The 12,770-nt window shown below is 54.0% G+C and carries 12 protein-coding genes and 2 pseudogenes; all 14 read right to left on the minus strand.

The genetic code is table 11. The features are described 5' to 3' along the window. On the minus strand, nt 1-909 hold a 909-nt coding region (locus lacNas_RS02825; RefSeq protein WP_201346569.1), incomplete at its 3' end, for a (S)-2-hydroxy-acid oxidase. 121 nt (nt 910-1,030) lie between these two features. After that, nucleotides 1,031-2,569 carry an L-lactate permease gene (locus lacNas_RS02830; protein ID WP_201330697.1) on the minus strand — a complete coding sequence of 513 codons (1,539 nt, stop codon included), beginning with the start codon at nt 2,567-2,569 and terminating at the stop codon, nt 1,031-1,033. A gap of 252 nt (nt 2,570-2,821) precedes the next feature. Further along, nucleotides 2,822-4,228: a TcaA second domain-containing protein gene (locus lacNas_RS02835; RefSeq protein ID WP_244660655.1), complete on the minus strand. Its 1,407-nt coding sequence runs from the start codon at nt 4,226-4,228 to the stop codon at nt 2,822-2,824. A gap of 3 nt (nt 4,229-4,231) precedes the next feature. Then, nucleotides 4,232-4,300: pseudogene (locus lacNas_RS14565) on the minus strand (zinc-ribbon domain-containing protein); the annotation flags it as partial. A gap of 27 nt (nt 4,301-4,327) precedes the next feature. After that, nucleotides 4,328-5,017, minus strand: coding sequence for a DUF6574 domain-containing protein (locus lacNas_RS02840; RefSeq protein WP_244661407.1), 690 nt, complete (start codon nt 5,015-5,017; stop codon nt 4,328-4,330). A gap of 84 nt (nt 5,018-5,101) precedes the next feature. Continuing rightward, nucleotides 5,102-5,170: pseudogene (locus tag lacNas_RS14570) on the minus strand (zinc-ribbon domain-containing protein); the annotation flags it as partial. A gap of 169 nt (nt 5,171-5,339) precedes the next feature. After that, on the minus strand, nt 5,340-6,137 hold the full coding sequence (locus tag lacNas_RS02845; RefSeq protein WP_201330700.1) for a metal ABC transporter permease: 798 nt from the start codon (nt 6,135-6,137) through the stop codon (nt 5,340-5,342). After that, nucleotides 6,137-6,790 carry a metal ABC transporter ATP-binding protein gene (locus lacNas_RS02850; protein ID WP_201330701.1) on the minus strand — a complete coding sequence of 218 codons (654 nt, stop codon included), beginning with the start codon at nt 6,788-6,790 and terminating at the stop codon, nt 6,137-6,139. The genes lacNas_RS02845 and lacNas_RS02850 overlap by 1 nt, the downstream gene beginning before the upstream one ends. Nucleotides 6,791-6,802: 12 nt before the next feature. After that, on the minus strand, nt 6,803-7,603 hold the full coding sequence (locus lacNas_RS02855; RefSeq protein ID WP_201330702.1) for a Cof-type HAD-IIB family hydrolase: 801 nt from the start codon (nt 7,601-7,603) through the stop codon (nt 6,803-6,805). Between the two features lie 227 nt (nt 7,604-7,830). Then, nucleotides 7,831-9,810, minus strand: coding sequence for a PTS fructose transporter subunit IIABC (locus lacNas_RS02860; RefSeq protein WP_201336286.1), 1,980 nt, complete (start codon nt 9,808-9,810; stop codon nt 7,831-7,833). Between the two features lie 30 nt (nt 9,811-9,840). Further along, complete coding sequence (pfkB, locus tag lacNas_RS02865) at nt 9,841-10,755, minus strand: 1-phosphofructokinase (protein ID WP_201331027.1); 915 nt, start codon at nt 10,753-10,755, stop codon at nt 9,841-9,843. After that, nucleotides 10,755-11,504: a DeoR/GlpR family DNA-binding transcription regulator gene (locus lacNas_RS02870; RefSeq protein WP_201331028.1), complete on the minus strand. Its 750-nt coding sequence runs from the start codon at nt 11,502-11,504 to the stop codon at nt 10,755-10,757. Before lacNas_RS02870 ends, pfkB begins: the two co-directional genes overlap by 1 nt. Before the next feature lie 138 nt (nt 11,505-11,642). Beyond that, nucleotides 11,643-12,392, minus strand: a complete 750-nt coding sequence (locus lacNas_RS02875) for an aspartate/glutamate racemase family protein (protein WP_201331029.1) — start codon at nt 12,390-12,392, stop codon at nt 11,643-11,645. A gap of 11 nt (nt 12,393-12,403) precedes the next feature. Next, nucleotides 12,404-12,770, minus strand: a 367-nt coding sequence (locus lacNas_RS02880; RefSeq protein ID WP_373868158.1) for a glutamate ligase domain-containing protein, incomplete at its 5' end; no start/stop codon positions are given.

Raw genomic sequence — 12,770 nt, forward strand, 5'->3', positions numbered from 1 at the left:
GGAACCGCGGCGGACGCCACCGTCGAAGATGACTGGGCAGCGGCCGTTAACGGCTTCAACAACTTCTGGCAAAACGTCAATGGTTGCTGGAGCACCGTCGATTTCACGGCCACCGTGGTTAGTAACGTAAACGCCGTCGGCACCGGCAGTCAAAGCAACTTCAACGTCTTCAGCGCAGTTGACGCCCTTAACGATAACTGGCAAGCCGGACATTTCCTTGATCCGCTTGATGTCGTCAGGACCGATGTTTTGCGCGCTGGAAGCGTACATTTGGGCAACAGTCTGCCCTTCGCCCTTGGCGCCTTGGAAGCGGGTGAAGAAGTCAAGCGGTACCGGGAAGGCAAAGTCAGTCCGCAGGTTGGCTTCACGGTAGCCTGACACCAAAGCGTCGACCGTCAGCAGAATTGCCTTGTAGCCGGCTGCCTTAACGGCATCAAAGACCATTTGGTTGAAGTCCCAGTTCTTTGACAGGTAGAGCTGGAACATCCGCGGAGCGTCTGGCGCAGCAGCGGCGATTTCTTCAACCGGCTTGTTGCCGTAAGTGCTGGAAGTGAACATGGCACCTGCCAAAGCAGCGCCTTTTTGAGTGGCTACTTCAGCGTCAGCGTGGGAGATTCCGTGACAGGCAATTGGCGAAATCATGATTGGCGTCTTCAGCTTCATTCCCAGAAATTCCGTTTCCGTTGACGGGTTGTCCATTCCCGTCAAAGCCCGGGGCACGATCTGGTAATGGTTGAAGGCGTTGGTGTTGTTTCTCCAAGTCCATTCGTATTCTGAACCGGATGCCACGTAGTAGTAAGCCCCTTCCGGCATTACTTCCTTGGCTCTTTCTTCAAGCTCATCGACGTTAACGAATTTTAAGTCTTCATCAGCTTCGCTTTGTGGGAAGCCCTTGATGTAATGTGTCATGGAAATCTCCTCAATCATTAAAAAATTACTATCAATTACTTTTTACTTACAAGTTTTATCATAGCATTTAATCGCTTACTTGGGTAACGAATCTTGCAATTTTTAAAATTACACTAAAAAATTAAAAATGCAGCTGTCCCGTGGCCAGACCAACCACGTACAAGAAGATGCAGATGATGACGGTGTAGATCCCGCACCACTTGAAGGCCTGCTTCAAGATCGTGCCTTCGCTGCCTTCCTGGCCGATGGCAGTGGAAGCAACGGTGATGGATTGCGGGGAAATCATCTTCCCGGCCGTGGCCCCAACCATGTTGTTGGCCACCACCCAGGTCTGGCTGACGCCCAGGCTCTGGGCCGCCGAAGCCTGCAGCTTGGCGAAAAGAATGTTGGAACTGGTGTCCGACCCGGTCACGAAAGTTCCCAAGGCCCCGATGACTGGAGCGATCAGCGGGTAAACCGGGCCCATGATCTTGACCAAGACGACCGCGATGGCGCTGGTCATGCCGGCATAGCCCATGACCTTGGCCAAGGCCACGATGGCGGAAATCGTCACCGCCGTCTTGCCGATCCCCTTGATCAAGTCCCAGAGGATGCCCAGGGTTTCCTTAACGCTCAAGCCCTGGATCAAGGCGCCGATGAAGGTCGCCAGCAGGATTAGGGTCCCCGGTGAAGACAGCCAGTTGAGGCTGAACTGGCCGGCATTTTTCCCGGTGTAGACCTGGAATTTCACGGTTGCTGAGTTCAGCAGGCTGTTGATGGCCGGGAACAAGGAGGAGGCCGCCAAAACAAAGACGAAAACCAGGATGAACGGCGCGCAGGCCTGGAGCAGTTCCCCAGCTGAGTGCTTGGCCACTTCCCCGGTAGCAGCCGCGTATTCCGGAGCATCCTTGTGCTTTTTGGCCAAAAGGGCCGTTACCAGGATGCAGACAATCGCCCCGGCAATGGCCGGCAGTTCTGCCCCGACGAACTTGGCTATCAGGATCTGCGGCAGGGCAAAAGCCAAACCGGACATGAAGGTAATGAAACCCACGCCCTTGATTGCCTTGGCTCCCCCGCCGGCCAAGCCGACCAGGATGTAAGGGATGATCAGGATCAAAACGCCCAGCTGCAGGGAAACCACGAAGGCCGTGTTCATCACGTTCAGGCCGGCCGTTTGGGCCAGGGTGATGACCGGCAGGCCCACCGCCCCAAAAGCCGTCGGCGTGGTGTTGGCTACCAGGCAAATGACGGAAGCTTCAATCGGGTCGATCCCGAAGGTCATCAAGATGCTGGCTGGAATGGCCACCGCCGTCCCAAAGCCCGCGATGGCTTCCAGGAAGCCCCCGAAGCCCCAGGCGATCAAGAGGACCAGGACCCGCTTGTCAGTCGTCAAGCCGCAGAGCATGTCCTGGATTTTCTGCATGGCGCCGGACTTGAAAGTCACCTTGGAGGTGAACATGGCGGCCACGATGATGTAGACGATCGGGAACAAGCCGCCCAGAATCCCTTCCAGGGTCCCGGTCAAAGTGTCAACGACCGGCAGCTTGAAGGCGGTAATAGCCAGGAAGACTGCCAGCAAAAGCGAAATAACTGCTGCCTTGGCCGCCGGCATCTTCATGGCCGTCAGCGAAACGATCAGCCAGACGATCGGGATCAAGGCAAAAATAAATTTAACCCACATTCATAAAACTCCTTCTTTAAGTATTTTCACAAGCAATATTGTACATGAAAGCGCTTAAAAAGTCATGTGAATATTGATTTAAAACGTTGATATATTAGCGTTTATCCTTGAATTTATTTCACAATATTTTTAGTTGACACAAAGAAGGTCCAAAAAAGCCCCGCCGCTGCGGGGCTCTATATATTTTTTCACAAACTTGTTTGTTAACAAAGTTGTCTCTATCGATTACCAAAAAAATTTAAAAAATCTCTGCTATTTGCTCTGCGGCGTGCCGAGTTTTTCCAAGACGTAATTGCCATCGCTGTCCTGACTGATGATGCCATTTTTGTAAGTATCAGTTACGCTGGTATCATCCTTGTCGCCGGTGTAAGAAAGATTGTGGGTAACCGTGTAGTTTACGTAGGTCTTGCCATTGGCCGCCGGGCTGGTGGACAGAACCTCGACGACTTCGTCATATGAGGAGACGGAATCAGAGTCGTCCCAGCTGTCGTGCAGCTTCTTGATGCTGAGATAGCCGGAATTGCTGCTGCCGTTCACCCAGTCGTCGCTGTCGTTGTCCTCCCAAATCGTATCCAGAAGATCCTGGGCTTCGTCCGTGCTTGCCAGGCCCGGCCAGGACGGAGTCAAGACCCAGCTGCCATTGACGATCTTGATTTGGTCGCTATTGCCATCATCACTGAAGTCATAATCGTCATCGCTGTCATTTGCCTGGTCGGCCGGGGTCGTCACATATTGATCAAAGTCGTTGATCGTGTCTGACTTGCCGATGCCGGATTTTTTAACGTAGAGGCTCATCCCCGATGTGATTTCGTAGTCCTTGAAGCTGGCCTGGCCCTTGTCGTCCAGGTCGGCTACCTTCTTGTCATTGATGTAGACTTCGCCATTAGGCACGCTGCTGACCTTGAAGCTGCCCGTGGTGATGTTCAAGCTGACCTGGTGGTTGCTGAAGAGGTCCAGCTTAACCGGGCTAGGTGAAATGGTCTTCCCGCTCAAGTTAGCTGAAACTGAGAAGGTGTAGCGGCCGGCGATTACCGGGTCCAGCTTCTTTTGGTAGTAGTCACCAGACGCAGACAGCTTGCCCACGTTTTTCCCGTTCATCTTGATCGTGGAATTGGCGTGGTTGGTCACGACCGTTGGTGAGTAGGTCTTAACCATGAGCTTGTATCTCGGGAAAAATAAGAAGTAGTGACCATCTTCGCCTAAAGAAACGGATTTCTTAAAGCTGGCATCAAGTTCTTCCTGATTCTTCCACTTACTGCCCAGGTTATTAGCTGCGGTCTTGTTTTCCTTGTAGTATGTTTGCAGCGGCCGTACGCTCTTCTTGGTCAACTGGAAGCTGCTGTCGTCAGTTTTAACGTAAGGCGACAGATCCTGGCTTGGGTCCTTCAGCACGCTGATGATTCTGTCGATCTGTTTGTCCTTGGCGTAGTAAGACTTACCAAAGCCGTAACCGGCCAAAAGGACCAGCAAGACAGCAGCGGTGATCAAGATTGGCTTCTTCCACTTCCGGGTCTGCTTGAGGTCGGCCCGCTTTTTAACGGTTTTAGCTGGCTTAACAGGTTGGACTTGCTGAACCTGTTGAACTGGTTGAACCTGTTGAACTGGTTGAACCTGCTGGACTGGCTGAGTTGGCTGGCTTGACTGTGCCGGTTTAACCAACTTTTCCCCGCATTTGGCGCAGAAAGTGGCATTAGCTTGGTTTGGGGCGCCGCATTTAGCGCAGTAGATCATTTTTGCTTCCTCCCACTTCGATACATCTTAGTAACTATTGCCAAGCAGCGAGTTAACCTGCTGATTAGTGACAGACGCGATCTTGGACGCAAATTCCTTAAAGAACATGTTGACCACAATCATAACCACAATCAAAACAATGATTGAGATTACAAGCGCAAACTGCATCTGGTCGATTTTTTCCGCCTTTTCTTCCAGCAAAACATAAATCAAAGCAAGGAAGCCAACGACTGCCGTCATATTGAGCGCAATTTCCTGCAGGCCCAAGCTGCCCGTCAAAGCAAAAATCCAGAACAAAACATTCAAGATCAAACTGTAAGCCGATAAGTGAGCATACCGGTTGAGATATCCCAAAAAGTCAAATTCAGACTTGGCAAAACGTTTCATGGCAAAGTAGTTGATAGCCAAAACTACCACTTGCCCCAGCACGACACTGATCATTACATACGAAGAGAAGCTAGACTTTAACTCAGTAATAATCGATGAAAAATATGGGTAGCTTGTTATTAATGAACTAGCCAGCTTGTTCATGCCCGCAAGCCCTGCCAATATGAAAAACAAGTCTTCCAAAATCAAGGTCGTCAAGCCGTACCACTTTTCAGCGGCCACCGCCTCAGCCGGCTTCTTCCAAGCATGTAGCAGCCACTGCCAGTATGTGGACAGCACATTTTCAGCTTGGCCGCTGGCCTGACCGTCAGCCTGACCTTCCGCTTTCACTTCAGCTTCCTGTACAGGTGCTGCTTTTGGTTCAGGCGCTGCTGGGGCAGGCTTTTCCTCGCTTACCGCTACTTGGCGCAGGTCAGTTCCACAATTAGTACAGAAATTGACATCTGCTCCCATTTCAGCGTGACAATTCGGACATTCTTTCATCTTAATCCCCCACTTTTATAAAAATTAATACTTTTTAAAAAAAGCATAACATATAAAAGCAGGCTTTTTCAAGATGATAATAAGCTATTTTTATATTAGCAAAATAAAATACACAGCCTCTTAAAATCGCAGAGGCCGTGTATTGGTGATTATTAAAAATCTATATTGGTTACGCCCGTTTCCTTCTGGCGTGGGTGAAGTAGACCAGCAGATAAGCCGCTACTTCAATCACTGAAATGAAAAAGGTCACCGGCCAGTTGGTCACGTAGCCCAGGCACAGCCCCGCCCAGACCCCTAAAAGAGCCAGGCCGACCGACCAGGCCAGCATGCTGGGAATCGACTTGCCCAAGTAGCGGGCCGTCGACGACGGCATGGTCAAGAGGACAAAAACCAGCATGGAGCCGACCACTTGCGAGCCGATGGAGACCGCCATGGCCAGGGCCACCAGGAAGACCACGCCGACAAAGCCGGTATTGATGTGGTGGGCTGCCGCCCCGATGTGGTCAAAAGAATCGTAGTTCAGCGGCTTCTGAATCGCCAGCAGGATCAGCAGGACCAGGATGGACAGGGCAACCAGCTGGTAGACGCTGCTTCTGGAAACGCCGATGATCGACCCGAACAAAATGTTGGTAGCATAGCTGCTGGCTGAACTGGACAGGGACAAAAAGAGAATCCCCAGGCCGACGAAGAAGGCCGAAATCGCGGAAATCGACGATTCCTTCTGCTCCGTGCGCATGGACAACTCCCCGACCCCGATGGAGCCCAGCAGGGCAAAAATCAGCATCCCCGTCAGCGGCTTCAGCCCCATCAAAACAGCAAAGGCTGCCCCGGCAAAGCCGATTTCTGACAGGGTGTGCGCCAGGAAGCTGAAGTTCCGGGCAACGACATAGACGCCGACCACCCCGCAGGTTATGGCGATAAAAGTGGCTGCCCAGAAGGCATTGCGCATAAATTCGTAGGCAAACATCAGTTGAAACTCTCCTTAAAATCTTCCATCTTACCCTGGCTGACCTTCCCGTCGCTCAAGTAAAGATAGTCCTTCATGTAGCGCTTGGCCAGGGGAATGTCGTGCGTGACAAAAAGCACCGTCATCTTGTGCTCGCTGTTGAGGTGGGCGATCAGGCTCATCAATTCCTCCTTGGCCTTGGGGTCCAGGCTGGCCGTGGCTTCATCAAGGATGATGAAGTTGGGCTGGTCCAAGAGGGCCTGGGCCAGGTAGGCCCGCTGCTTTTGCCCGCCGGAAGCCTCGCCCATTCTGGTGTCAGCCAGCCCCTTCAGGTGGGTTTCCTGCAGGATGTGGCTGACCTGGTCCTTGACCTTCTGGCTCTTCCAAAAAGGCGTGTTCAGCTCGATAAAAGACTTGATCGACAGGGGGTAGTCGGCGTCGATGTTGCGGAACTGCGGCACGTAGCCGACCTTGACGTCGTCGGCCAGTTCAAAGTAGCCATGGGTCGGGCTCAGCATCCCCATCAAAATTCTGACCAGGGTCGTCTTTCCGGCCCCGTTAGGGCCCAGAAGCGCCGTCATCGAGCCGGCCTCCAGGCTGAAGCTGAGCTTTTTAAAAATTTCCTGATCGTCGAACTTCATGCTCAAGTCCACGACCTGCAAAGCTTTGTTCATCAAAATACCTCTCTATTGCTTCTCAAGCAGGTCCAGCACCTTGTCTTGGACGGCGCTCTCGTCGCTTGAGCCGATGATCCCGTTGGCCGCCCGCTTGGCTTCCGGCAGGGCCGTGGCCGTCGCGTAGCTCTGGCCGGCATACTGCAGCATGGCCACGTCGTTGCCCCCGTCGCCAAAGGCCACCATTTCATCGGCCGGGATGTTGTAGCGCTGGCCCAAAAGCTTGAGCCCGACTGCCTTGTTCATCCCCAGCTTGCTGATGTCGACAGCAGCGTTGCTGCCGGCCACCATGTCCAGGCTCGGGTACTCCTGCTTGAGCTGCTGGGCAAAAGCTGACGACTCGCCCACTGGCGTTGAGACCGTGAACTTGAAGAAACGGTCCTCGACGCTCTCGTAGTCGTCCACGATCTGCAGCTTTTCATAAAACAGGTGCAGGTGCTTGGCAAAGTCCTCCCCGTAGCTCTTCAGGCTGTAGGCACTGTTTACCCCGGCCCAGACCGTCGGGTGCTCCTGGCCGTACTTGTGCTCGATCTGCCGCATCGTGGCCATTTCGTCGCTGTTTAAGTCCACGATGTTGAGGATTTCCCGGCCCTTCAAGACATAAGCCCCGTTTTCAGCCACAAAGTAGAGCTGGCTGAGGTATTCCTTCGGGAAGCGGGTAACCAGGTTCTCATACTGGTTGCCGCTGGCAATCACGAACTTGACTCCTTTTTCCCCGGCCAGGTCCATGATCCGCTTGAATTTGTCCAGGTCATACTCCTTCTTGGAGTTGAGCCAGGTGCCGTCCATATCGGTCGCGATTAATCTGATCATCTTTTCTGCTCCATTCTTGTAAAAAATGTTTTCTTTTCAGTCTTTTGCTTTTTCTAATATCTATCTTACAGAATTTTTCCCGCTTTTACTTACTTTTTGTCCGCGTTTAAAAAATCTGTAACAGTAGAATATAACAAATTTGTTCCGGCAATGCCAGGCTTTTTGCTCAAAAAACGCAAAAACAGTGAAGACCACGGGGTCTTCACTGTTTTGCAGTCATTAGTAGTTTATTTTTCGATAGGTTTCTTCCAGAAGCCCATGATCAAGGCAGCCACGATCGAGCCGACCGCTACGGCGCCCAGGTAGCCCAGCCAGTTGGTTGACAGGGCGATAACCCAGAAACCACCGTGCGGAGCAGGAACGCCGACGTGCCAGAGGCCAACCAGGGCACCGCCGACAGCACTGCCGATGATTGAGGAAACGATCACGTGCAGCGGGTCAGCACTGGCAAATGGGATGGCCCCTTCAGTGATGAAGGAGAAGCCCAGGATCCAGTTGGAAACACCGGCCCGGCGTTCGTCTTCAGTGAACTTGTCCTTGAAGAAGGTAGTAGCGATCGCCGTTGCAAATGGGGCAACCATACCGCCGACCATAACGGCAGCCATCAGGATGGCTGAAGTCTTGGAAGTCGGGTCGTTGGCGAAGGCACCTGAGGCAAAGACGTAAGCAGCCTTGTTGAAAGGACCACCCATGTCGATACTCATCATGCCGGCCAGGATCGTGGTCAAGAGGACCAGGTTGCCAGTGCCCATGCCGTTCAGGAAGTTGGTGATTACCGCGTTCAAGGCACCGAAGATCGGGTTGATGATGTAGTACATGATCAAAGCGACCAGGAGCAGGCCAAAGATTGGGTAAAGCAGCATTGGCTTCATGCCTTCAACGTTCTTCGGCAGGTTGGCGAAGAGCTTCTTGAGGCCCAGAACCAGGTAACCAGCGATGAAACCGATGGCAATCCCGCCCAGGAAGCCGGCTGGAGAAGTAGCCTTGGCGTTGGCGTTAACAGCGTAAGCACCGCCCAGGGACGAGTTGGCAATTGAAGCCATGAACCCGCCGACGAAACCAGGCATCAAGGCTGGCAGGTCACCGATTGATTCAGCGATGTAGCCGGCCAGAACCGGAACCATGAAGGCGAAGGCCAGGTTGCCGGCACTGTTCAGGAAGATGAAGGCCGGGCTCTTGGAACCGCCCATGTATTGTTCTACCAGGAAGGAGATGGCCATCAAGATACCACCACCGATAACGAACGGAAGCATGTGGGAAATACCGCTCATCAGGTGCCGGTAGATGGTTGACCAAACGCCGCCGTTGCTGGATGAAGTGCTTTCGCTGGCTTCACCGGCTTCAGCGTGGTAGACGCTGCCCTTGCCGGACAGGATGTCGTCAACCAATTGGTCTGGCTTGTTGATCCCGTCGACAACCGGGTGCTTAACCAGTTCCTTGCCGTCGAAGCGGGCCATCTTGACCTGCTTGTCGGAAGCAATGATGACACCCTTGGCCCGCTTGATTTCGTCAGCAGTCAGTTCGTGCTTGACGCCTTCGGAACCGTTGGTTTCGATCCGGACTTCAACGCCGCGCTTTTCGCCGGCCTTGATCAGGGCTTCTTCAGCCATGTAAGTGTGGGCAATCCCGTTGATGCAGGCAGTAACGCCGACGATCAAAGGCTTTTCTTCGCTTTCGCTGGCAGCTGCCTTGGCTTCGGCTTCCTTCTTGGCCTTCAGCTTGGCTTCGCGTTCAGCGTCTTCCTTGTCCTTGTCAGCTTCAGCCTGGCTGAAGAGGTCGATGACTTCTTCAGGAGTCTTGGCTGCCTTCAGCTTCTCAACCAGGTCAGGGTTGATCAAAAGGCTGCTCAGCTTGGCCAGAGCCTGCAGGTGGGTGTTGTCGGCACCGGCCGGGGCAGTGATCATGAAGAAGAGGTGCACTGGCTGCTGGTCCAGGGAGTCGAAGTCAACGCCCTGCGCGCTCTTGGCAAAAAGCACCCGCGCCTTGTTGATGTATTCGTTTCTGGCGTGCGGCATGGCGATCCCGCCGCCGATCCCGGTAGTGGATTCCTTTTCCCGGGCCCAGATGGATTCAACGAACTTTTCTTTGTTGTTAACGATGCCCGTGGCTACTTCCAGGTCGGCCATTTCATTGATGGCGTCGTCCTTGGTCGTGGCCTTCAAGTCCATGATCATGGACTCTGGGCTCAAAATATCTTTAATCCGCATCTTGTTTTCCTCAGTTACTCAATTATTTATCTATTCAACGACGTCGATTTTGATCTGCGGCAAAACAGCATCGATCTGGCTCTTGACCGCGATGTCTTCCGTGAAGGCCGTAGCCCCGCCGCAGGCACTGCCGACGCGCAGGCCTTCGGCAGCATCGTGCTTTTCAAACCAGGTGCCGACGAAACCGGCAATCATGGAGTCACCAGCGCCGACGGAGTTGACCGCCGTGCCCTTGGCAGCGTTGGCGTGGTAGACGTGGTCAGCAGTTACCAGGTAGGCGCCTTCGCCGGCCATGGAAATCATCACGTTCTGCGCGCCCATCTTCTGCAGCTTCTTGGCTGCCTCCAGCATATCGGCAGTTGAGGAGAAGCTGGTGTCAAACAAGTCGGCCAGTTCGTGGTGGTTCGGCTTGATGACCAAAGGGTTGAACTTCAAAGTTCTCAAAAGCGCCTCGCCAGTCGTGTCGACCACGAATTCTGCGCCCTTTTCCCGGATCAGCGGCAAAAGGCTTTCGTAGAAGTCGGTCGGCAGGCTTGGAGCCAGGCTGCCGCTCAAAACAACGACATCGCCGGCTTCCAAATCGTCCAGGCGGGACTTGAAGGCGGCCACTTCCTGGTCAGTGATGACCGGGCCGGCAGCGTTGATTTCCGTCTCTTCTTGAGCGTGGATCTTGACGTTGACCCGGGTGTCGTCGCTGATTCTTACAAAGTCGCTGTTGATCTTCTTAACGTTCAGCTGCCGGATCAGTTCTTCCCCGGTAAAGCCGCCGACAAAGCCCCAGGCAGTGTTGTCAACGCCCAGCTGGTTCAGGATCTGTGACACGTTGATCCCTTTGCCCCCGGCCAAAAACTGCGTGTCGCTTGACCGGTTGGTCTCCCCGTCCTTGACTTCTGGCAGTTGCAGAACGTAGTCCAAAGCCGGGTTGACAGTCACGGTATAAATCATTATTCAGCCTCCTCAAGTTGAATATTCACTGGCAAATTCTGCCGGTCGCCATCCTGCAGGCGGCTGATCAGGGTCACCTGGTCAGCCTTGGCGAACTCGGCAAAAGTCACCGCGTTAAATTTGCTGCGATCGATCAAAACGAAAGCCTGCTGGCTCTGCAGGATAGCCGTCCGCTTAACGGCCGCCTCCTCGGTGTCCGGCGTGGTCAAAAAGCCAGCCGAGCTTAGGGCGTTGGCCCCGATGAAGGCCGCGTTGAAGTTCAGCTGCTGCAGCTTGCTGACGGTCGTGGCCCCAATCGCCGCGTGCGTCTGGCGCTTGACGTGCCCACCCAGCAGGCAGCAGTTGATTCCGGCGTCGGTCAAAGCCAGCGCCGTCTCCAGGCCGTTGGTCACCACGTGCAGGTCGCTGATCTCTTTCAAGAAGGGCACCATTTCGTAAACGGTCGTCCCCGCGTCCAGAAAGAGATAGTCGTGCGGGTGCACCTTCCTGGCGGCAGCCTTGGCAATTGCCAGCTTGTCTTCCTTGTTCAGGTTGAAGCGGATCTGCTGAGCCACATCCTGGCTGAAGGTCTGCAGGCTCTGCGCTCCGCCGTGGACCCGTTTAAGCAGGCCCCGGTCTTCCATTTCGCTCAAATCGCGTCTGATCGTCGACTCCGATGTCGATGTCAACCGGCAAAGATCCGTTACGCGGCAAATCTGATGTTCGTCTACATAATGGGCAATTAGTTGTTGCCGTTCTTCCGTCAGCATCTTCGTCTCACCTCACAGTCTATTGTAAAGGCTTTCCCGGTCAAAAGCAATCATTTTCGGTCATAAATGAGCATTTTTTGGAAAAATTTGACGGTTTTTGACTGAATAAAAAAGGACCAGTCACCTGGTCCTTTTTGCTTATTCATAAAGATATTTCTGGCAGGCCTGCCGCGGGTCAGCCCCATTCCTGATTGCCAGGGCCAGCTCGATCGTCACGTCAGCGATGATCGATTGCGGGTCGATCACCTGGTAAGGGTGGTCTGGCGCCTGCTCCTGGGCCAGGGACAATTCCGTGCAGCCCAGCAGGATCACGTCGCAGCCGTACTCGTCATGCATCTTGCGCAGGATCTCGTGGTAAAGCTGCTTGTCGACGACGCCCTTTTCCTTGATGTCCCGGTAGATCAGTTCCGTTACCATCGGCTGGATTTCCGGGCCGCCGAATTCGACTTGACGGCCGATCCGGTGGATCTCGTCTTCATAAAGGTGGTCGTAGATTGACCCTTCAGTCGCGATCAAGCCGATCTTGGGACTGTCCGGGTACTGGTCGGCATACTTGTGGACGGCAATCCGCATCATGTGCAGGAAGGGAATGTTGGTCAAAGCCGCCAGGTCGTCGTAAAAGTAGTGGGCCGTGTTGCAGGGCATGACCATGAAGTCCGGCCCCAGCTGGGCCTGGCCCAGAACGTCTTCTTTAAGGTCCGTGAAGAAGTTCGGCTGGCTGTGGTCCTTGATGTAGGCGGTCCGGTCCGGCACCTGGGCATCGTTGACCAGAATGTAGTTGAGGTAGTCCTGGTCCTTGCTGATCTTGACCCGGTGGTTGATCAGGCGGACGTAGCTTTCAGTCGCGATGGTCCCCATCCCGCCGATAATGCTGAAGAAATGCTTCAAAGTATCAATCCTTACTTTTCTAATTCCTGGACGACCTGCCGGGCAATGACGATGTCGCCCGCGTACGGCGTGTCAACGCCGCGCACCTTCTGGAAGGCATCGGCGCCCTTGCCGCACAGCAGGACCACGTCACCCGGGCCGGCTTCGGAAATGGCTTCCTTGATCGCCTTTTCCCGGTCCAGTTCAATGACCGTTTCACACTTGGAGTGGTCGATCCCGGCGTCGATTTCCTCGCAGATGTCCTGGGCGCTTTCAAAGCCAGGGTCGTCAGTGGTGAGGTAGGCCTTGTCCGCTTCGGCCGTCAGGCTTTCGCTGAAGCCCGGCCGGCGGGAAATCCCCTTGTCGCCAGGCGCGCCGACGACGACGATGACCCGCGGG

The sequence above is a fragment of the Lactobacillus nasalidis genome (assembly GCF_016587775.1).
GTDB classification, from domain to species: Bacteria; Bacillota; Bacilli; order Lactobacillales; family Lactobacillaceae; genus Lactobacillus; species Lactobacillus nasalidis.